Here is a 21,597-nt window from a genome sequence, read left to right as displayed (position 1 = left end):
ATAAAAAATAACATCGTTTTCAGATGTTTACACAAGGAAGTACTATGGCACAAATTCTCAAGTCTGCACACCCCATTGCCAATACAGCGGATGCTGTTCCAAAAGAACAAATTCAGAATGACGTTAAACAAATATTAGATCTTGTTTATGGTGGTGGCGTTGCAATTCTTCCTCTTGATGTTGCATATGCAGTTATAGGAAGTAAAGAAAATGCAATTAAACGGATATTTGCAGCCAAAAAGAGGAGTTATGAGAAGCCAAGCGGGCTCTTTTCAAACTGGCAATTTAGCAATGAAATTCACATTCTGCCTGACGAAAAACGGGCTATGATTCGCGAAATCATTGACCAAGAGAAATTACCTTTCTCAGTGGTTGCGCCTTTCAAGAAAGATCATTCATTCTTTAAGGATGTAGATCCTTTCGTAATACAAAATTCCAGTAAAGCCAATACCATTGATATGCTTCTCAACGCCGGAGATCTTCATAATGAAATCGCCCGGCAATCATGGGAGGCTGGGACACCAGTCTTTGGTTCGTCAGCAAATACGTCTTTGATGGGTAGTAAATACCGAGTTGAGGATATTGAACCAGAGGTACTCAACGCTGTAGATTTAATCGTGGACTATGGATTATCTAAGTACCATAATAATTTAGGCCGTTCGAGCACCATTATTGATTTTTCTGATTTTTCAGTGATTCGCGTCGGAGTCGTGTTTGATCAACTTAAATCTGCATTTAAATCACGCTTTAATGTAGACCTCAAAGTAAATCCACACTAGTCATTCAACGGAATCCTTCCCATGCTTGGTAAATTTTTCGGCGTTGCACTTTCAACGTTATTTTTATGGTCTACGCCAAGTAATGCACAAATTCCAAATAAAACAATTCGTCTAATAGTCCCCTTCTCCCCAGGGGGAGGGGCAGATAGTCTGGCACGCCCACTCTCAGATCAACTAAAAAATAAGTTGGATAGAACTATAGTCATCGAGAATAAACCTGGGGCAGCTAGCAATATTGGTACCGAATTTGTAGCACGCTCAGCAGCAGATGGCAGCATACTTCTCATTAATACTGATGGCATCGCTATCTACCCTTACTTATACTCAAAATTAAACTATGACGTTTTCAAAGACCTTATACCAATCACGTTTATTGCAGAGACTCCACTGGTTCTAGCATCAAATAAATCATTACCCCCAAATAATCTTAAGGAATTAATAGCCTTTGCCAAGGTTGAAGATAATAAATTTTCATTTGCAAATCCTGGTCTTGGAACGCCGCATCATCTTGCGTTCGAATTATTTGCCAAGCAAGCTGGAGTAACTGCAGCGCAGCCTGTTTATAAAGGTGGTGGGCCCGCTCTTCAGGATGTTCTGGCCGGGCATGCACAAGTTGGTATGTTTACTCTTGGCGCAGTGATTAGCCATATCAATCAAGGCAACTTGAAGCCATATGCTGTGATGACAGAAAAACGCGCTAACTCCGCTGACAATATTCCCACCATGAGTGAGGCAGGACTCCCGGGGGTTCGTGCTGGACTACGATTTGTCTTAATGGCGCCCAAAGGCACTCCCCCGCAGACTATTTCAGCAATCTACAAGGCAACGATTGAATCTCTTAAAGAGCCTGCACTTCGCGAGGCTTACTCCAAGCAGGGATTCGAAATTCTTGGGACAACTCCTGAAGAAACAGAAAAAATAATGCGTCAGGATTATGTGAAGTGGGGTCCAATCCTCAATCAACTGAATATTAAATTAGATTAATAGATAGCATTATGGACAAACCAAATAATTTAATTCTGCCGCTAGCGCGCATGATCGTGACGCTTGCCGCACTAGTAAGCTGCCTCACATCTCATGCGCAAACATCAGCAAACTACCCGAATAGAACAATTCGATTTGTTGTTCCCTATGCAGCAGGTGGTGGAACAGACATCTTCGCCAGATTAACAGCCCAAGAACTAAGTAAAGAGATTGGGCAAACCGTTATCGTTGATAACGTCGTTGGTGCCGCAGGAATGGTAGCTGGGGCACTAGTTGCTAAAGCTGTCCCGGATGGATACACCATTCTTGTCGACCAAGCATCTATTGCAACCAACCCACTCCTTTACGACAAAGTACCTTTCGACCTAAAGAAGGATTTAGAGCCCGTGATTATTGGTGTGTCATTAGACAACATCTTAGTGGTGAATCCATCTCTGCAAGCCAATAGTATTAATGACCTCATCGCACTAGCAAAATCACGACCAGGCGTACTGAACTATGCCTCAACTGGCATTGGATCGCCACAACATCTAGCAATGGAAATCTTTAAAGATAAAACTGGCACCAATATCGTTCATATCCCCTATAAGGGTGGCAGCCCAGGGATTATGGCTACGAGCACTAATGAAGTTCAGATGTTTTTGATTAGCGTTTCTACTGCTCTTCCATTTATTAAATCGGGCAAAGTTCGCGCACTTGGTAATGGTGGGCCTAAGCGCTCCCCTCTTCTACCGGAAGTTCCCGCTATCGCTGAATCTCTACCCGGCTTTCAGAGCACCAATTGGCTAGCTCTATTTGCTCCAGCCGGCACCCCAAAGCCAATTATTCAAAAATTAAATGGAGCCTTACAAAAGGCATTCTCAAATCCAGCCTTAGTTGATCAACTAAAGCAACAAGGCATGATTGTGATGGGAGGTAGCCCCTCAGAGCTTTCAAATACTATTAATCGAGATTCTGACTACTTTGGCAAAATCATTAAGTCAGCGGGAATTAAAGCAGAATGATTAATGATGAAGCAGCTTTAGAAGCTCTTAATCAGTAATCTAGCATTTTTTCCAACGCGCCATTGCAACATCATCGGTCACACGGGCATCAACCCAGCGAGCACCCTGTGGAGTGTCTTCTTTTTTCCAGAATGGAGCCGCTGTCTTTAGATAGTCCATGATGAATTCACAAGCTGCAAATGCTTCGCCCCTATGCGCGCTGGTAACTACTACTAGGACAATTTGATCTTCAGGCAGTAGAGGACCAACTCTATGGATCACTAGGGTCTGATAGATATCCCAACGTATCTTGGCTTGATCCAAAATTTCTTGCAATGCTTTTTCGGTCATGCCGGGGTAATGCTCTAGCGTCATTCCCTTTACCTGGCTACCGTCGTTCATATCGCGCACAGTGCCCAAGAAACTCACCACTGCGCCAACCCTAGGATCGCCTTTGCGAAGTAGCGCTATTTCAGCACTAATGTCGAAATCTTTTTCTTGGACGCGGATTGGACTTGGCATATTAACCCCCGGTCACTGGCGGAAAGAAAGCGATCTCAGCCTTTTCTTGTAGCGGGGTATTTGCATCAACCATGACCTGATTCAGAGCGCAGCGCAAGACCTTGTCCTCCGCCAATACGTCGGCCCATGGATTGCCGCGCTCTATTAAATGAGCTCTGAGATCCGCAATCGTTTTGACGCTATCTGGAATAGTGATGCTTTCTTGCGAAACACCAAGGGCTTCACGCAAAGAGGCAAAAAATCGTAATTCAAGTTTCATGGGGTAATCGTAATCCGATTATTTGAGGAGCGCATCAAATGGGATGTACTTCACTAGATCACCAGCTTTAATTGGCTGGTTTGGTGGGCAATCTATAAGGCCGTCACCCCAAGAGGCGCTAGTGAGCACTCCGGAGCTTTGATTAGGGAATAAATCTAAGCCGCCGTTATTATTGAGTTTGACGCGCAAGAACTCATTGCGGCGATCGGCTTTTAGCCAATCAAAGTCAGCGCGCATCAAATAAGATTGCATTTGTTTAGCTTCGCGGCCCTGTAACTTCAAAATGAACGGTCTTACAAATAATAAAAAGGTTACAAAGCTCGAAACAGGGTTACCAGGCAAACCAATAAACCAAGCTTCACCATCTTTTGGCTCATCTGATTTACGAACCGCTCCAAATGCTAGAGGCTTACCAGGCTTAATCGCAATTTGCCAAAGATCTAATCTTCCTTCGGCAGTTACAGCGGGTTTGATGTGATCTTCTTCGCCGACCGATACGCCACCAGACGTAATGATGAGATCATGATCTTTGCTGGCTTTGCGTAACGCCGCTTTAGTTGCGTCTAAACGATCAGGAACAATTCCTAAATCTGTTGCATCGCATCCGAGTGATTTGAGGCAAGCCAATAAAGTATCGCGGTTGGAGTTATAGATGCCACCGGGTTTAAGTGGTTCACCAGGAAGGGATAGCTCATCACCAGTAAAGAATGCAGCAACTTTGACTCTGCGTTTTACGTTTAGGTGGGTTACGCCAGCAGAGGCTGCAACACCTAACTCTTGTGGGCGCAAGAAAGTGCCTGTAGTCAGCGCTGTTTTACCTGTTGTTAAGTCCTCGCCGCTACGACGAATCCATTGGCCTGCTATTGGTACTACATTAACCTGGACTTGATCCGTTGAACCTTCGGGGATGACGCAATCCTCTTGCATAACTACCGCATCAGCACCTAAAGGAACCGGTGCGCCAGTAAAAATACGGGCAGCCGTTCCTACTTGGAGCTCTGTGCCAACCGAACCTGCCGGAATCCGTTGCGCAATCTTCAAAATGCTGCCAGGTTTTTGGATATCAGCAGTACGTACGGCGTAGCCATCCATCGAGGTGTTATCGAGTGGCGGTACATCTACTAGGCTACTGACGTTTTCAGCAAGCACACGACCTAAGCTTGCTTGCATCGGAACACTTTCATTATCAGCAACTGGCTTGGCGTGAGAAAGTAAATGATCCAAGGCCTGCTGCGCTGTCAACATTGGAGGCTTAGTCATAGATAATTGATTGTGGTGTTTTAAATAAGATGCGTGGTGATGAATGCTTTGACCTGACCTACATCGGCATCAATATTCTCTACGCGCTGAGGTTTAGATTTGATATCTTTAAATGCAGGTGGGCACTCTGCTGGACGACCCAAAGCCTCCTGAATCGTTTCTTCAAACTTAATTGGAAGCGCGGTCTCAAGTACCAGCATTGGGATACCCAGTTGTAAATGTTCACGCGCTACCTTCACACCATCAGCAGTATGCGTATCGATCATCACGCCATATTGCTGATCAATATTACGAATAGTATCTAGACGATTCTGGTGGGTACTGCGACCAGATTGAAATCCATATTTTCCAAGTTCCTTAAAGACTATGTCTTTAGAAATATCAAAGCCGCCAGCCTCGTCGACTTGCTTAAACATTCCTGCAGTAGCCTTACCGTCTTGACCCATAAAGTCAAATACAAAGCGTTCAAAGTTACTTGCCTTGGAGATATCCATGGATGGGCTCGAGGTATGAAGGGTCTCTGCAGACTTACGTGCACGATAGATGCCGGTGCGGAAAAACTCATCGAGCACATTATTCTCATTAGTTGCAACAATCAGGTGCTCAATGGGTAAACCCATCATGCGAGCAATATGACCGGCGCAAACGTTACCAAAATTTCCTGAGGGGACGGTAAATGACACTTTCTCATTACTCGACTTAGTAGCCAAGAGATAACCTTGGAAGTAATACACAACTTGAGCGACTACCCTACCCCAGTTAATCGAGTTCACAGTACCAATTTTATTGTTGGCCTTAAAGGCATGGTCATTACTCACTGCCTTCACAATATCTTGGCAATCATCAAAGACACCAGCTACTGCTAAGTTGAAAATATTCGGATCTTGCAAGGAATACATCTGTGCAGATTGGAAGGAGCTCATCTTACCGCGCGGTGAGAGCATAAATACTTTCACCCCCTCTTTGCCGCGCATCGCGTATTCAGCGGCGCTACCAGTATCACCAGAAGTAGCGCCTAAGATATTGAGCTGCTGCCCTTTTTTCTTGAGGGTGTACTCAAAAAGATTGCCCAATAATTGCATAGCCATATCTTTGAAAGCCAAGGTTGGACCATTCGAAAGACTTAAGAGCCCAATACGAGTTCCATGCTCTTCACCCAACCAATGTATTGGCGTAATGTCTTTGGCATTATCTTGTGGGCGACCATTGCAATAGACCTGTTCAGTATAGGTCTTGCGTAAGATTGCACGCAAGTCTGCCTGCGGAATGTCGTCGCAATACAGACTCAAGACTTCGTAAGCAAGATCTGCATAAGACAGGCCGCGCCAAGAATCTAACTGTGCAGGAGTGACTTGTGGATACTGCGTTGGCAAGTACAAACCGCCATCTGGCGCCAATCCACCCAAGAGAATTTCTAAGAAGGATTGTTGTGGACTATTGCCACGAGTAGATTGGTAACGCATGAATTTAATTAAGACAGATTTTCTAAACGAATCTTCACCACTTCGCCATCAACTGTCTTGAGGTGCTGGATTTCTTTAATAGCAGCAAGCATGCTTTTCTCTTTAGTCTCGTGAGTTAAAGTCACTAAATCTGTTTGACTCTCACCCTCGTCAGCCTCTTTTTGCAAAAGTGCATCGATAGAGATGTTATGGGAGGCTAAAATCTTGGTGATTTCTGCCAGCACGCCAGCTTGGTCAGCCACCCGCATACGCAAATAGTAGCTAGTTGTAATTTCACCAATCGGTAAGACCGGTGTGTTTTGCACTGCATCTGGCTGGAAGGCTAGATACGGAACGCGATGCTCAGGATCAGCACTTAAGAGACGTGTGATATCCACTAAATCAGCAATCACTGCCGATGCAGTTGGCTCAGAACCAGCGCCTTTGCCGTAATACAAAGTAGTGCCTACTGCATCACCGAAAACTTGCACAGCATTCATCGCGCCTTCGACGTTAGCAATCAAACGCTTCGTTGGGATTAAAGTTGGGTGTACACGCAACTCAACGCCTGCTGACGTCTTCTTCGCAATACCTAACAACTTGATGCGGTAACCCAATTGCTCGGCATAGCGAATATCGATTGCAGCTAACTTGGTAATGCCCTCTACATAGGCTTTATCAAATTGCATCGGGATACCAAAGGCAATCGCGCTCATGATCGTTGCCTTATGAGCAGCATCAACACCTTCAATATCAAATGTAGGATCTGCTTCGGCGTAGCCTAAGCGTTGCGCCTCTTTAAGGACAGTATTAAAGTCTAATCCTTTGTCGCGCATCTCCGATAAAATGAAGTTGGTTGTGCCGTTAATAATGCCGGCGATCCATTCAATACGATTCGCGGTTAAGCCTTCACGCAGCGCTTTAATAATTGGAATACCACCAGCAACTGCGGCTTCAAACGCCACCATCACACCCTTAGTGTGGGCTGCTTTAAAAATCTCGTTGCCATGAACCGCGATCAAGGCTTTATTGGCTGTAACCACATGCTTACCAGCGGCAATCGCTTCTAAAACTAAGTCCTTGGCAATGCCGTAGCCACCAATGAGCTCAACGACGATATCAATCTCAGGGTTATTGATAACAGCACGCGCATCACTAACAATCTGCGCTCGATCCTTAACAATCTCTTTAGCACGCTCTACATTGAGATCAGCAACGGTATTAATGCGAATACCGCGACCGGCACGACGCGTAATTTCATCTTGGTTGCGCTCGAGCACTTTAAATACGCCGCCGCCAACAGTGCCAATACCTAATAGACCTACTTGAATCGGTTTCATGATGCCTTTGCTGCAACTGCAGAAGCCTTACGGCCATGTTTATTACGATAACGCTCTAGAAAGCGCGCAAGACGACCAATGGCCTCCTTGAGAACATCTTCGTGAGGCAGAAATACTACGCGGAAGTGATCAGGCTTGCCCCAGTTAAAACCAGAGCCTTGGACTAATAATACTTTTTCTTCTTTTAAAAAATCAGCAACAAACTGTTGATCATCTTCAATGGGGTACATCTCAGAATCTAACTTTGGAAATAAATACAAAGCAGATTTTGGCTTCACACAAGTCACACCCGGGATATCAGTAATCAATTTCCAAGCGAGATCACGTTGCCTCGCTAAGCGACCACCCTCAGCTACTAAATCATTAATACTTTGATAGCCGCCAAGCGCAGTTTGAATTGCGTACTGCCCTGGCACGTTTGCACATAAGCGCATTGAAGAAAGCATATTGAGCCCTTCAATGTAATCACGCACCATCTCTTTGTCTCCTGAAACCACCATCCAGCCAGCTCGGTAGCCGCATGAGCGGTAGTTTTTAGATAAGCCATTGAAAGTGATTGTCACTACGTCAGTAGATAAAGATGCCAGGGAGATATGCTTTTCTGCGTCATACAACATCTTGTCGTAGATCTCATCAGCAAACAAAATCAAACCGTGTTCGCGCGCGATTTTGGTTATCTCGAGCAGTACTTCTTTGGAATAAATCGCGCCTGTTGGATTGTTTGGATTAATCACCACAATCGCCTTAGTGCGAGGTGTAATTTTTTTACGCAGATCATTTAAGTCTGGCGCCCAATCTTGAGACTCATCACAAAGATAGTGAACTGGTGTACCGCTAGATAAACTCACAGCAGCAGTCCAAAGTGGATAGTCAGGTGCGGGTACCAATACTTCATCACCATCATTGAGCAATGCATTCATTGAAAGTACGATGAGTTCAGAAACACCGTTGCCGGTATAAACATCATCCAATGCCACTCCTTGAATGCCTTTTTCTTGGCAATACTGCATGATGGCTTTACGAGCAGCGAAGATGCCTTTGGAGTCAGAATAAGCTGAGGCATTGCTCAAATTACGAATCATGTCCAACTGAATTTCTTCAGGTGGATCAAAACCGAAAACCCCTACGTTTCCGATGTTTAATTTGATGATCTTGTGGCCTTCTTCCTCCATGCGCTGCGCGAGCTCGAGCACTGGCCCGCGTATGTCGTAGCAGACATCATTGAGTTTTAATGACTTTAGGATGGGTTTCACAATAAATTAAAGGGTAAGTTCTTGAAATCTTGGAAAAAACAGCTAGCTATAATCCATACAATTATGACAGAGAGTCCACTTGAAGCTTCAATCTGACCCCCATTCTGGAGCCAACACGATCACCGGCTATGGTGATGGCTATGTGGAGATCAACCAGACACCATATGCCCACGCGGTCTTATTGAGCTCTGATGGGGCAATCTCTGCATGGCCAGCCCAGTCATTCGATAGCCTAGAAGCATCCCATTTCGCCCAAATGGTGGAGCTCAAACCCGAATTAATCCTGATTGGAACGGGAAGCAAACAGCGCTTTCCGAAGCCCGAACTCCTGAAATCCCTGATTTTGGCCAAAATTGGCTTTGAAATCATGGATTCTCAAGCAGCCTGCCGCACCTACAACATTTTGGTGGGTGAAGGACGTCAAGTTCTATTGGCTTTAATCGTGGAGCCGATCTGATGCAATTTGGAGAAATCCGACAATCCTCAGCCCTACATCCCGGCAAAATTTTATTGCTGTTCATCATTTACAGCTTGCTCTGGTTTGGTACGCTCAACTATCGTCACCTCATTCCCTCAGATGAAGGGCGTTATGCAGAAATCGCCAGAGAAATGTTAGTCACTGGTGATTGGGTTACACCACGTTACAACGGCTACAAGTATTTTGAGAAACCGCCCCTACAAGCCTGGGCAACCGCAACAGCGTTTCAAGTGTTCGGCATTGGTGATTGGCAAGCACGCCTGTGGACTGCCCTTACTGGCTTTCTAACAATTCTATTCATTGGCTTTACTGGAGCTCGTATCTACAGCGCCAGAGCAGGATGGCTGGCGGCAGTCGTACTCGCATCCAGTCCGATGTGGGTCATTAGTGGTCACTTTAATTCTCTTGACATGGGCCTGTCTGCATTTTTAGTTGCAGCTCTGTGTAGTCTCTTACTAGCGCAAACATCGCACAACAAAACCAGCCGTCGAAATTGGATGTGGGCTTGTTGGATCTTTATGGCTCTTGCAACTCTCTCCAAAGGAGTCATTGGCGCTGCCATTCCAGCGATGGTCTTTATTGCTTACTCCATCAGTACTTGGGATTGGAAAATCTGGGCGCGCTTACGCCTGTTCAGTGGCACCATTTTGTTTCTCACAATTACTGCACCGTGGTTTATTTTAGTTGCGCAGCGTAACCCTGAATTTTTAGAGTTCTTCTTTATTCATGAGCATCTACAGCGCTTTACTCAAGATGCTCATAGTAGAACGGGGCCCATCTATTACTTTGTTCCATTACTTCTCATTGGCTTACTTCCTTGGGTTTTACAAATCCCCGGCTCGATTGTGCAAGCATGGGGTGAGCGTCGTCGCGAGTTCTCTAGCGGTTGGTTATTAGTATGTTGGTTTTTGGTGATCTTCGCGTTCTTCAGTATTTCACGCTCTAAGTTACCAGGCTACATCATCCCCATTTTCCCGGCGCTCGCATTATTAATTGGTAATCGCCTCGATCAACTATTGGCGCATGCCAATTCCCTGGAGCTTCCTTGGAAATTACAAACTATCGGATTTGCAATCTTGGGTTGTATTGGATTTTTCTTTCTATCAGACATTAGCAAGCAAGCAAGGCCCGATGAAATCGAAGCTTATGCTCAATATACCAATTGGGTAATCGCCGCTTTAGTTGCACTCATTACCTTCAGTGCATTTGCAGCATGGCAAAGTAAGCGCAATGGTGTTCAAAGTATTGTGAGTTTTGCCTTTGGATTTTTTCTCTGCGCCATCATTGCCGGAACAGGCCATGAGACATTAGGGCGTGCAGTTTCAGGCATAGATCTTGTCAATCGCGTGAAAGCGTCTATTCCAGAAAAAGTTAATTTCTATTCTGTTCGCCTTTTAGATCACACCGTGCCGTTTTATCTTGGTAGAACCATGATCATGGTTGAATCACCAGATGAGCTAGGGTTTGGCGTCAATCAAGAGCCTGAGCTTTGGATACCCACATTAGACGCATTCATTGCGCGCTGGAAAGAAGACTCAACCGCTTATGCCTTAATGGTTCCAGAGCAGTACATTGCTCTCCAAGAATTAAATTTACCCATGCAAGAAGTTGATCGCGATTCACGCAGAGTGATTGTTAAGCATCCTGACACATCGAATGTGACGCGGTAATATAGGACACCATGTCAAACTTTATCCCCTTCACCCGCCCCAGCTTTAATCAAGAAACGATTGATGCTGTTACAGAAGTGCTGCGCTCTGGCTGGGTTACCTCAGGACCTAAATTAGCAGAATTTGAAGCTGCCTTAAGCACCTACTTTGGTGGTCGTCCTGTGCGCTGCTTTGCTAATGGCACAGCAACCATGAAGATTGCATTACAAGTTGCTGGTATTGGCGAGGGAGATGAAGTCATCACCACCCCTATTTCTTGGGTAGCTACTTCAAATGTAGTTTTAAGTGTTGGTGCTAAACCCGTCTTTGTAGATATTGATCCTCTTACACGCAATATTGATCTTGATAAAGTTGTAGCGGCAATCACACCGAAAACACGAGCGATCATGCCGGTCTATCTTGCTGGTTTACCGGTAGACATGGATCACCTTTATTCAATAGCGAAGCAGCACAATCTGCGCGTCATTGAAGATGCCGCGCAAGCTTTTGGCTCTCAATGGAAGGGCAAGAAAATTGGCAGCTTTGGAGATCTAGTGAGCTTTAGCTTCCAGGCCAATAAAAATCTCACTACCGTAGAAGGTGGCTGCTTGGTTTTAAATACCGAGACAGAAGCTAAGCTGGCTGAAAAATTACGCCTGCAAGGTTTAACACGTCAAGGTATGGATGGCATGGATGTAGATGTCCTTGGTGGTAAAGATAATCTCACCGACGTCAATGCAGTGATTGGTCTACAACAACTTAAACAATTACCCACATATCAGGCGCGCCGCGCAGCATTGGCGCATCAATACTTTGATGCCATTCGCACAGAACTCAAATCAGCCAGCTTAGAAAACCTCAAATTAGAACTGCCGGTTGAAAATTTCACTGATAGCAATTGGCATATGTTTCAAGTACTACTGCCACTGGAGCAATTAAATTGCGATCGCGGTCAAGTGATGACTGAGTTAAAAGATCTTGGTATTGGTACAGGGGTGCACTACCCCGCCATTACTGGATTTACTCTTTACAAAAACCAAGGTTACAAAACAAGTGATACGCCGATGGCAGATCGCATTGGTCACTCTATCCTGACCCTTCCACTTTTCCCTGGTATGGCAGATGAAGATATTGGCCGTATCGCTAGTGGATTGGTCGGAATCCTCAAGAAACACTACAAAAACTAGCCCAATTGGGCTTGGCCCCAAGAATCAGGCAAAATTGCGGCATGACTGCAAATTTAGTTGCTAACCCAAAGCTTTCCATTGTGATCCCCGTTTACAACGAGGAAGACGGCCTTCAAGCACTTTTTGATCGCCTCTACCCATCTTTGGATGCGGTAGCTGCCAAACGCAATATTTCCTATGAAATCATTTTTGTTAATGATGGCAGTAAAGATCGCTCAGCAGGGATTCTGGCAAAACAAGTGGAATTGCGTCCTGACGTTACACGCGCCGTTTTATTCCACAGCAACTTTGGTCAACACATGGCCATCATGGCTGGCTTTGAATATGCCAAGGGTGAATACATCATTACCTTAGATGCGGACTTACAAAATCCCCCCGAAGAAATTGATGCTCTGACTGAGCAGTTATTAAAAGGTCATGATTACGTAGGCACCATACGCGCAGATCGTCGCGATAGTTTTTTTAGAAAATTTGCTTCACGCGCTATGAATGGATTACGTGAACACATTACCCGCATCACGATGACGGATCAAGGTTGCATGTTGCGCGGCTACAGCCGTCGCATCGTTGACTTAGTTCGTCAGTGTGACGAGAACAATACTTTTATTCCTGCATTAGCCTACACCTTTGCAGCCAACCCGATTGAAATTAGCGTTAAGCATGAAGAGCGTTTTGCCGGTGAATCAAAATATAGCCTCTATCAACTCATTCGTTTGAACTTTGATTTGGTAACCGGATTCTCGGTAATGCCGCTCCAGATCTTCTCTATTCTAGGCATGTTGCTATCTCTGGCTGCAGGCAGCTTATTCGCGTATCTACTGGTGCGCCGCTTCTTGCTAGGCGCTGAGGTTGAAGGAGTCTTCACCCTGTTTGCTTTAACCTTCTTTCTGATTGGCGTCATGCTATTTGGTCTTGGTCTCCTTGGCGAATATATTGGCCGCATCTATCAGCAAATCCGCAATCGCCCACGCTATGTTGTGCAAACTGTTTTAGAGAAAAAATAATTGCACGCAGTCGTCTTCGCTTATCACGATGTTGGCCTCAATTGCCTTAACGCTTTATTAACTGCAGGCATCCAAGTTGATCTGGTGGTTACCCATCAAGATGACCCCAATGAGAATGTTTGGTTCGGTAGTGTTGCTAAACTGTGCCAAGAAAAAAATATTCCTTACATCACACCTAGCGCAACTGAATTGGTTGATTTAGCTCCCAAACTACAAGCACTAGCACCAGACTACATTTTTTCTTTCTATTACCGCTACATGATTCCTGCGCAGATTTTGACTTGCGCGAAAATCGCCGCATTAAATATGCATGGCTCCTTACTACCAAAGTACCGTGGCCGCGCTCCAGTGAACTGGGCAATTTTGCATGGAGAAACGCAAACAGGTGCCACTTTACATGTCATGGAAGTTAAACCCGATGCTGGTGACATTGTTGGTCAATCTGCAGTGAACATTGGTCCTAATGAAACTGCTACCGATGTCTTTAGCAAGGTCAGTCAAGCTGCAGTAATAGTGATCGAGCAAGCTCTGCCAAGCCTCATGCAAGGTAAAGTTCCCCGCAAGGCTAATGAACTCCAAAAAGGCAGCTATTTTGGTGGCAGAAAGCCCTCTGATGGCCAGATTCATTGGCAGCAGAAGGCCGTTCAGGTTCATAACCTGGTGAGAGCAGTAGCACCCCCTTATCCAGGCGCTTTCACAGACTACCAGGAGCGGACAATGACTGTGGCCCGCACCAGCATTAACGGTCCATTCCCTAGCAATCTCGATCTTGGCTCTTTGGGCATCCAAGTGGTTGATAATCGGGTATTCGGCATTTGCGGGGACCGCCAGGCAGTTGAAATTCTGGAATGGTTTCCCTCCAACAAGTAAGTAGCAACATACATTAGCTTAAAACGAGGCAGTAAAGATGAAAAAAGTACTCATTCTTGGTGTTAACGGTTTTATTGGTCATCACCTTTCCAAGCGCATTCTGGAGACAACCGATTGGGATGTCTATGGCATGGATATGCAAAATGATCGCCTAGGTGATTTGATTAATCATCCTCGCATGCACTTTTTTGAAGGCGATATCACCATTAATAAAGAATGGGTTGAGTACCACATTCGTAAGTGCGATGTCATCTTACCTTTGGTTGCAATCGCTACTCCAGCTACTTACGTGCAGCAGCCACTGAAAGTATTTGAGCTCGACTTTGAAGCCAATCTTCCAATCGTGCGCTCTGCTGTTAAATATAAAAAGCACTTGGTATTTCCATCAACCTCCGAAGTTTATGGAATGTGTGAGGATGGTGAATTTGATCCTGCGCAATCCAATATGGTCTATGGCCCCATTAACAAACCGCGTTGGATCTATGCTTGCTCCAAGCAGCTGATGGACCGCGTCATCTGGGGTTATGGCATGGAAGGTTTGCGCTTTACCCTGTTCCGTCCATTTAACTGGATTGGCCCCGGTCTTGATAGTATCTATACACCAAAAGAAGGTTCGTCCCGAGTAGTAACGCAGTTTTTAGGTCACATCGTTCGCGGCGAACCCATTAACCTAGTCGATGGTGGCGCTCAAAAACGTGCCTTTACTTATATTGATGATGGTATTGATGCGCTCATCAAGATCATCGATAACAAAGATGGTGTTGCGAATGGCAAGATTTACAACATCGGCAACCCAAAGAATAATCACTCTGTTCGCGAACTGGCTAATCAAATGTTAGAGATTGCTCGAAGCATTCCTGAGTATGCGAAGACCGCAAATGCAGTAAAGATCGTTGAAACTACCTCTGGAGCCTATTACGGCGAAGGCTATCAGGATGTTCAAAACCGAGTACCGGCAATTGATAACACGATGAGTGAACTAAGCTGGAAGCCAACTACTCCAATGACTGATGCTCTCAAGAATATTTTTGAAGCCTATCGTCAGGATGTAGAAAAAGCCCGCTCTTTAGTAGATAAAGAATAAGTAAATAACTCTAAGGGTTCATGGCTAAGATTGCTCTCAAGGTTGATGTTGATACCTTACGCGGAACCAAAGAAGGCGTACCCAACCTAGCTCGTACTTTAGAGCGCTTTGGCCTTAAAGCCACCTTCTTATTTAGCTTAGGACCAGACCATACTGGCTGGGCATTAAAGCGTGTCTTTCGTCCAGGCTTTCTGAAAAAAGTGAGTCGCACCTCTGTTGTAGAGCACTATGGCATCAAGACTTTGCTTTATGGCGTACTCATCCCCGGCCCAGATATTGGTAAAAAAGCAGCTGCCCAGATGCGTGCGATCGATCAAGCTGGCCATGAAACCGGTATTCATACTTGGGATCATGTTGCCTGGCAAGACGCGGTACGTCACCAAGATTCGCAGTGGACAAAAGCGATGATGCAAAAAAGTTGGGATCGCTTTGTAGAGATCTTTGGCCATGCACCAGTCACCTATGGTGCCGCTGGTTGGCAAATGAACAAAGCTGCGTTTGAACAACTTGATCAATGGGGTATCAGCTACTCTTCTGATGGCAGAGCTAATCCTAATCTCATGCCCTACCGACTGGCGCTTTCTTCAGGTAAAACAAAGCATGTGCAATATCCAACTACTCTACCAACCTTTGATGAACTCATTGGTATTGAAGGTGCAGATGAGTTCAGCGCAGTCAAAAAGCTCTTAGAAATCACCCAAAGCAACCCCAATGATCAAGTCTTTACTCTGCACGCTGAACTTGAGGGACAAAAGCTACTCCCAGCCTTTGAGCAGCTACTAGCTGGGTGGCTAAATCAAGGCCATGAGCTAGTAACTATGGGTGAACTTCATAAATCCTGGGATGCCACCAAACAACTCGATAAAATAGCCATATTGCCGTTAACGTGGGGGGAAATACCTAACCGCAGCGGTGAACTGATTATTCAGAATGCTTCATAAATAACATTTAGAAACAAATAACAAAGGATCATCATGACAGTAGCTATCGGTCAATCTATTCCTCAGTGCGCCATTCCAGCAACTTCGGGGCTGATCTTCTCTCCGTCCTCAGCCGCAGGTAAAAAACTGGTTCTCTACTTTTACCCAAAAGATATGACGCCTGGCTGCACAGCAGAGTCTGGTGAATTTCGTGACCATATTAATGCCTTCACCAAAGCCAATACCTTGGTAGTCGGAGTCTCCCGAGATAGCCTGAAGTCGCATGATAACTTTCGCAGCAAATTAGGCCTCCCTTTTGAGCTCGTTGCCGATACCGAAGAAAAGCTGTGCCAGATCTTTGGCGTCATGAAAATGAAGAATATGTACGGTAAGCAGGTCCGCGGGGTTGAGCGCAGCACCTTCCTATTTGACTCCTCTGGCAAGCTCGTTAAAGAGTGGCGCGGCCTTAAGGTCCCAGGCCATGTGACAGAGGTATTACAGGCAGCCCAAGCCGCTAAATAATTTTTACAACAATTTGTTCTGAGGTGCTTGCAAAGCCCAAAATTTGGGGTAAAGTAAAGTCATATGCACCGCAAACGACGGGAAAGCCTGACAATCCGTTTGAATCAGCAGCCTGAATATTCCAGAACAGGTTCGGAGAGCAACCCCCTCCGTTTTTTTGACCTCGCTGTAATCAGTTTCGTAACAAGCCGCTACAGCAAATCGCTTAGCGGTTTTTTCTTTTAGGAGAGTCTGCATGCCACTGCCACCCATCCCAACTCAAATTGCTGATCAAGTCAAACTGACTCGCAAGGACACACCGGATTTAAATAAACGTCCTGCACCAGCAAAACCAGTGGTGATGGAAGCCTCTCATTGGACTGATGATGCTGCAGAGGACTTATCAGCAGCAGAAGTAGCTCTCGAGAAAATTAAAGCAGACCATGCACCTACTCAGTATGAGAATAGAGTAGCAGTCCCTGCAAAACCTAAACGTGTTATTCGTACTGGTCCGCCGAGCCTATTCGTTTTAGATACAAACGTATTAATGCATGATCCAAGTTCCTTGTTCCGCTTCTCAGAACATGACCTTTTCCTGCCAATGACCACATTGGAAGAGCTGGACAATCATAAAAAGGGTATGACTGAGGTAGCCCGCAATGCCCGTATGGTTAGCAGATCCTTAGATCAGCTGGTTGCCGGTACTAGTGGCACATTAGATGAAGGCATCCCTTTAAACAAGCTTGGCAATCAAGATGTTTCAGGTCGTCTCTTTTTCCAAACCAAGCTATCTACTCAAGCATTGCCTGAGGGACTTCCAGAGGGTAAGGGCGATAACATGATTTTGGCAGTAGTGAGCGAATTACAAAAAGCTCGCAATGGTCAAGAAGTCGTGTTGGTATCTAAAGATATCAATATGCGCATCAAAGCACGTGCTCTTGGTTTGCCTGCTGAAGATTATTTTAATGATCAGGTTTTAGAAGATCGTGATTTGATGTATTCCGGAATCATGGCGCTATCAGCTGATTTCTGGCCAAAGCATGGCAAAGATATGGAAAGTTGGTCAGATCCTAAGTCTGGCACGATGTTCTATCGAGTGACTGGTCCTGCGGTAACAAGCATGTTGGTCAATCAATTTGTTTATCAAGAGAATCCTGACGGATCAACGCCTTTCTATGCCCACGTCAGAGAAATCAATGGCAAAACCGCGCTATTGCAAACTCTCAGGGACTTCTCCCATCAGAAAAATAATGTATGGAGCGTTACCGCCCGAAACCGTGAGCAAAACTTTGCCATGAACTTGCTCATGAACCCTGATATCGATTTTGTGACCCTACTAGGCCAAGCCGGTACTGGTAAAACCTTGCTGGCCTTAGCTGCTGGACTCGAACAAGTGCTAGATAGCAAACGCTATAACGAAATTATCATTACTCGCGCTACCGTTCCCGTTGGCGAAGATATTGGCTTTCTGCCAGGAACTGAAGAAGAGAAAATGCAACCCTGGATGGGTGCCTTTGATGACAACCTTGAAGTTCTTCAGCGCAACGATGATGCTGGTGAATGGGGTCGCGCTGCAACCCAAGAGCTCATTCGCTCACGCATCAAGGTCAAGAGCATGAACTTTATGCGCGGAAGAACTTTTGTGAGTAAGTATGTGATCATTGATGAGGCGCAGAATTTAACGCCTAAGCAAATGAAAACTCTAGTAACCCGTGCGGGTCCTGGGACCAAAATTATTTGTCTAGGTAATATTGCGCAGATTGATACGCCTTACTTAACCGAAGGCTCATCCGGCTTAACCTATGTAGTCGATCGCTTTAAGGGTTGGCGTCATGGTGGCCACATCACTCTTGCGCGTGGTGAGCGCTCACGCCTTGCGGATCATGCTGCTGACGCACTCTAAGCAATCTCTCTCATGCCGCACTCTGATTGGGTGCGGCATTTTTATTTGTACTCTAGTGATATTGAGTGGTTGCAGTACATTTGGAAATAAATCACCAAGCCCGAAAATTGCGCAGTTCAAGCAAGATACCAGCGTAGGTACTGAAGATATTTCTATTGCAGCACTTGGCTTAGTAGATGTGCCCTATCGATATGGAGGCAATACTCCTAAAGGCGGATTTGATTGCAGCGGACTGATTGTTTATGTGTACAACAAAGCTGCGGGTATTAAGTTACCGCGGACTATTCAGCTGATGAGTGGTCAAGGCAATAGTATTGATGGTCAATCCCCTGCTCCGGGCGACTTGGTGTTCTTTAATACCACTGGAGAAAAATATTCGCATGCCGGAATCTATGTGGGACAAGGGCGTTTTGTACATGCCCCGAGCGCAGGTGGAACCGTGCGACTTGATTACATTACCTCGCCCTATTGGGCCGCTAAATTTACTGAAGCAAGAAGGGTTAAATAGATCTTCGCCTTGGGGCACCTAGCATTTGCCCTATGTTCACAAAGAGCTTAGATTTAATTAAAGTACATATTAAGAGTTCTTTTAATGAAACGTTTACCCAAGAAAGATCCATATGAAAAAATTAATTATTGCTTTTGGTCTTGCTCTTAGCTTTACCGCTCCAGCATTTGCATTCTCTCAGGCGGAGTGCGAAGCTAAGGCAGTGAGTAAAGATGGCAAACCAATTTATGGAGCTGCTAAAGAAGCCTCTATCAAGAAATGCTTGGGCGATGCAAAACCGAATGATTGCGAAGCTAAAGCCGTAAGCAAAGATGGCAAGCCACTCTATGGCGCAGCAAAAGCAGCATCAATTAAGAAGTGCAAAGGTGAAAAATAATATTTTGCGACTTGCTTCACGTCAGTAAAAAAGCCTCGCAATGCGAGGCTTTTTATTTATTCATCTTGCTCTTGATTATTAGAACGGTTCGTAACCACCAGAAGAGTACCCAACCGAACCCATGGCCAAATTATCAAACTTCGTATATGGGCCTTGCCAACTTAATCTGATCGTACCAATCGGGCCATTACGCTGCTTGCCGATAATGATCTCAGCCATGCCTTTATCGGTGGTGGTATCGGGGTGATAAACCTCATCACGATAGATAAACATAATGACGTCTGCATCTTGCTCGATCGCACCTGACTCTCGCAAGTCCGACATAATTGGGCGCTTATTAGGTCGTTGCTCTAGGCCACGATTTAACTGAGAGAGTGCTACTACTGGGCACTGTAATTCTTTTGCAAGTGACTTGAGAGAACGTGAGATTTCAGAAATCTCGGTTGCACGGTTTTCTGAACCAGAGCCACTCATCAGTTGCAAATAGTCAATCACCACTAAGCCAAGAGTGCCGCCAAAATTTCTAGCAATCCGACGTGCTCGTGCGCGCAATTCAAGACTAGATAAAGCGCCAGTCTCATCAATCAAAATTTGGGTATTACTTAAACGGGCAATGGCATCAGTCACACGTGGCCACTCATCATCTTGTAACTTGCCGGTACGCATACGACTTTGATCAACGCGCCCTACTGAGCCGAGTAAACGCGATGCTAATTGCTCACCAGACATCTCCATTGAGAAAATCACGACTGGCAAACCTTCAGAAAGCGCAACGTTCTCTGCAATATTGAGTGCCAGCGCTGTTTTACCCATCGAAGGTCTTCCAGCCACAATCACTAAGTCGCCTTTTTGTAAGCCGCTAGTTTGTTTGTCCAGATCAATAAAGCCTGTGGCAATGCCAGTGATATCGCTACCGCCTTGACGGTTATAGAGCTCATCAATACGCGCAACGACAGAGCGCAAAAGTGGCTCAATCTCGAGGTAATCGGCTTTACGACTTCCCTCTTCACCAATCTGCAAGATACGAGACTCAGCTTCATCTAGAAGCGTTCTCACAGAGCGGCCTTCAGGAACAAAAGCGGAGTTGACAATGCTGTCTGAGACTTCAATCAAGCGACGCAAAATACTGCGATCACGAACAATATCGGCATAGCCTTTAATGTTTGCTGAGCTAGGGGTGTTTTGCGCTAAAGAATTGAGGTAATCGACGCTAACTAGATCGCCACCCTGTTCAGATTTAATAGCGTCATGAACAGTGATAACGTCAGCAGGATGGTTGTCACCTACTAAACGGGTAATGACCTTGTAGATCAATGCATGTTCAGGACGGTAGAAGTCTATATCACTTAATACACCACCTAGGCGATCCCAAGCAGTGTTATCGATCAGTAGACCGCCGAGCAATGATTGCTCGGCTTCTACAGAATGCGGCGGAACTTTTAAAGCCTGCACGACTGCATCCCCAGAGCCCGCCATGCCGGGATTCAGCGTAACGGAACGTGAACGGGATTCAGCCATGAGGCTAGCGAAGTTCCTAGAACCTAAGACTTAAAACTTAAGCTTGCTCGCCAACTACACGAATGGTGATATCAGCCACTACATCGGTATGAACAGCAACCGCTACAGGATGATCACCAACCATTTTCAACGGGCCAGTAGGCATACGAATTGAAGACTTCTCAATCGTAAATCCCTTAGCTTTCAAGCCATCAGCGATGTCATGATTGGTTACAGAACCAAACAAACGGCCATCAACGCCTGCTTTTTGACCGATTTCAAGAACCAAGTCTTTGAGCTTTGCGCCAACTGCTTGCGCAGCAGCCAATTTCTCAGCAGCCAATTTTTCCAACTCAGCACGACGAACTGCAAAGTCAGCAATAGCTGCCTCGGTAGCGCGACGGGCTTTACGTTGTGGGATTAAGAAGTTACGAGCGAAACCGTCTTTAACGCGAACTACGTCACCGAGGTTGCCCAGGTTTGTTACTTTTTCTAAAAGAATGATTTGCATTGAGGGCTCCCAATTATTTCTTATGTTGATCGGAGAATGGCAATAAAGCCAAGAAACGAGCACGCTTAATAGCAGTATCTAACTGACGCTGATATTTTGCTTTTGTGCCTGTCAAACGAGCAGGAGTAATCTTGGCGTTCTCACCAATGAAGTCCTTCAATGTGTCTACATCTTTGTAGTCGATTTGCTCAACGCCACCAACTGTGAAACGGCAATAACGCTTACGCTTGAACAATGGGTTCTGAGCTGGTTTCTTTTTGAAATCGGGTTTCTTTCCAAACGCCATG

23 protein-coding genes are annotated in these 21,597 nt (G+C 45.4%); 14 read left to right on the top strand and 9 right to left on the bottom strand.

Annotated features, from left to right (window positions below):
- Positions 1–44: 44 nt before the first annotated feature.
- The 3 genes from CBI31_RS00705 to CBI31_RS00695 are packed head-to-tail and all read left to right on the top strand — an operon-like array spanning position 45 to position 2,767.
- A complete protein-coding gene (locus CBI31_RS00705) occupies positions 45–779 on the top strand; it encodes a Sua5/YciO/YrdC/YwlC family protein (RefSeq protein WP_161491167.1) in 735 nt (244 codons plus the stop codon).
- A 21-nt stretch (positions 780–800) separates the two neighbouring features.
- Positions 801–1,763 (top strand): Bug family tripartite tricarboxylate transporter substrate binding protein, encoded by a 963-nt coding sequence (locus CBI31_RS00700; protein WP_088524513.1) that lies wholly within the window; start codon positions 801–803, stop codon positions 1,761–1,763.
- An 11-nt stretch (positions 1,764–1,774) separates the two neighbouring features.
- A complete protein-coding gene (locus tag CBI31_RS00695) occupies positions 1,775–2,767 on the top strand; it encodes a Bug family tripartite tricarboxylate transporter substrate binding protein (RefSeq protein ID WP_088524512.1) in 993 nt (330 codons plus the stop codon).
- 39 nt (positions 2,768–2,806) lie between these two features.
- On the opposite strand, the gene moaE is transcribed toward CBI31_RS00695, so the two are convergent.
- The 6 genes from moaE to CBI31_RS00665 are packed head-to-tail and all read right to left on the bottom strand — an operon-like array spanning position 2,807 to position 8,822.
- Entirely contained in the window at positions 2,807–3,268 is a 462-nt protein-coding gene (gene moaE / locus CBI31_RS00690) for a molybdopterin synthase catalytic subunit MoaE (protein WP_088524511.1), read from the bottom strand.
- 1 nt (position 3,269) lies between these two features.
- On the bottom strand, positions 3,270–3,527 hold the full coding sequence (gene moaD, locus CBI31_RS00685; RefSeq protein ID WP_088524510.1) for a molybdopterin converting factor subunit 1: 258 nt from the start codon (positions 3,525–3,527) through the stop codon (positions 3,270–3,272).
- A gap of 18 nt (positions 3,528–3,545) precedes the next feature.
- The gene (locus tag CBI31_RS00680) at positions 3,546–4,772 is read right to left on the bottom strand and encodes a molybdopterin molybdotransferase MoeA (RefSeq protein ID WP_088524509.1); all 1,227 of its coding nucleotides are present in this window, start codon (positions 4,770–4,772) and stop codon (positions 3,546–3,548) included.
- Positions 4,773–4,807: 35 nt separating this feature from the next.
- Positions 4,808–6,250, bottom strand: coding sequence for a threonine synthase (thrC, locus tag CBI31_RS00675; RefSeq protein ID WP_088524508.1), 1,443 nt, complete (start codon positions 6,248–6,250; stop codon positions 4,808–4,810).
- Between the two features lie 8 nt (positions 6,251–6,258).
- Positions 6,259–7,569 (bottom strand): homoserine dehydrogenase, encoded by a 1,311-nt coding sequence (locus CBI31_RS00670; RefSeq protein ID WP_088524507.1) that lies wholly within the window; start codon positions 7,567–7,569, stop codon positions 6,259–6,261.
- Positions 7,566–8,822 carry a pyridoxal phosphate-dependent aminotransferase gene (locus CBI31_RS00665; protein ID WP_088524506.1) on the bottom strand — a complete coding sequence of 419 codons (1,257 nt, stop codon included), beginning with the start codon at positions 8,820–8,822 and terminating at the stop codon, positions 7,566–7,568. The genes CBI31_RS00670 and CBI31_RS00665 overlap by 4 nt, the downstream gene beginning before the upstream one ends.
- A gap of 79 nt (positions 8,823–8,901) precedes the next feature.
- On the opposite strand from CBI31_RS00665, the gene CBI31_RS00660 reads away from it, so the two are divergent.
- The 11 genes from CBI31_RS00660 (at position 8,902) to CBI31_RS00605 (ending at position 19,302) form a co-directional block, all read left to right on the top strand.
- Positions 8,902–9,279: an Mth938-like domain-containing protein gene (locus CBI31_RS00660; RefSeq protein ID WP_088524505.1), complete on the top strand. Its 378-nt coding sequence runs from the start codon at positions 8,902–8,904 to the stop codon at positions 9,277–9,279.
- Positions 9,279–10,970, top strand: a complete 1,692-nt coding sequence (locus tag CBI31_RS00655) for an ArnT family glycosyltransferase (RefSeq protein WP_088524504.1) — start codon at positions 9,279–9,281, stop codon at positions 10,968–10,970. Before CBI31_RS00660 ends, CBI31_RS00655 begins: the two co-directional genes overlap by 1 nt.
- A gap of 11 nt (positions 10,971–10,981) precedes the next feature.
- Positions 10,982–12,136, top strand: a complete 1,155-nt coding sequence (locus tag CBI31_RS00650) for a DegT/DnrJ/EryC1/StrS family aminotransferase (RefSeq protein ID WP_088524503.1) — start codon at positions 10,982–10,984, stop codon at positions 12,134–12,136.
- 41 nt (positions 12,137–12,177) lie between these two features.
- Entirely contained in the window at positions 12,178–13,140 is a 963-nt protein-coding gene (locus CBI31_RS00645; protein WP_088524502.1) for a glycosyltransferase, read from the top strand.
- The gene (locus CBI31_RS00640; protein WP_088524501.1) at positions 13,141–14,010 is read left to right on the top strand and encodes a formyltransferase; all 870 of its coding nucleotides are present in this window, start codon (positions 13,141–13,143) and stop codon (positions 14,008–14,010) included.
- Between the two features lie 37 nt (positions 14,011–14,047).
- Positions 14,048–15,094, top strand: coding sequence for a bifunctional UDP-4-keto-pentose/UDP-xylose synthase (locus tag CBI31_RS00635; RefSeq protein ID WP_088524500.1), 1,047 nt, complete (start codon positions 14,048–14,050; stop codon positions 15,092–15,094).
- Between the two features lie 20 nt (positions 15,095–15,114).
- Positions 15,115–16,035 carry a polysaccharide deacetylase family protein gene (locus CBI31_RS00630; protein WP_088524499.1) on the top strand — a complete coding sequence of 307 codons (921 nt, stop codon included), beginning with the start codon at positions 15,115–15,117 and terminating at the stop codon, positions 16,033–16,035.
- 33 nt (positions 16,036–16,068) lie between these two features.
- Positions 16,069–16,536 carry a peroxiredoxin gene (locus tag CBI31_RS00625; protein WP_088524498.1) on the top strand — a complete coding sequence of 156 codons (468 nt, stop codon included), beginning with the start codon at positions 16,069–16,071 and terminating at the stop codon, positions 16,534–16,536.
- Positions 16,537–16,771: 235 nt separating this feature from the next.
- A complete protein-coding gene (locus tag CBI31_RS00615; protein WP_088524496.1) occupies positions 16,772–18,418 on the top strand; it encodes a PhoH family protein in 1,647 nt (548 codons plus the stop codon).
- Positions 18,348–18,926, top strand: coding sequence for a C40 family peptidase (locus tag CBI31_RS00610; protein WP_338047320.1), 579 nt, complete (start codon positions 18,348–18,350; stop codon positions 18,924–18,926). Before CBI31_RS00615 ends, CBI31_RS00610 begins: the two co-directional genes overlap by 71 nt.
- 112 nt (positions 18,927–19,038) lie before the next feature.
- The gene (locus CBI31_RS00605) at positions 19,039–19,302 is read left to right on the top strand and encodes a hypothetical protein (RefSeq protein WP_088524494.1); all 264 of its coding nucleotides are present in this window, start codon (positions 19,039–19,041) and stop codon (positions 19,300–19,302) included.
- A 78-nt stretch (positions 19,303–19,380) separates the two neighbouring features.
- Here the strand turns inward: CBI31_RS00605 and dnaB are convergent, their stop codons facing one another.
- The 3 genes from dnaB to rpsR are packed head-to-tail and all read right to left on the bottom strand — an operon-like array spanning position 19,381 to position 21,596.
- Positions 19,381–20,820 (bottom strand): replicative DNA helicase, encoded by a 1,440-nt coding sequence (dnaB, locus tag CBI31_RS00600; RefSeq protein WP_420812052.1) that lies wholly within the window; start codon positions 20,818–20,820, stop codon positions 19,381–19,383.
- A 37-nt stretch (positions 20,821–20,857) separates the two neighbouring features.
- Positions 20,858–21,310, bottom strand: a complete 453-nt coding sequence (gene rplI, locus CBI31_RS00595; protein WP_088524493.1) for a 50S ribosomal protein L9 — start codon at positions 21,308–21,310, stop codon at positions 20,858–20,860.
- 13 nt (positions 21,311–21,323) lie between these two features.
- A complete protein-coding gene (rpsR, locus tag CBI31_RS00590; RefSeq protein ID WP_028819198.1) occupies positions 21,324–21,596 on the bottom strand; it encodes a 30S ribosomal protein S18 in 273 nt (90 codons plus the stop codon).
- Position 21,597: the final 1 nt, after the last annotated feature.

Source organism: Polynucleobacter campilacus (assembly GCF_002206625.1).
In the GTDB taxonomy this organism is placed as follows: domain Bacteria; phylum Pseudomonadota; class Gammaproteobacteria; order Burkholderiales; family Burkholderiaceae; genus Polynucleobacter; species Polynucleobacter campilacus.
Note: the sequence above shows the minus strand (reverse complement) of the source record. Positions and strands in the feature narration are given on the sequence as shown.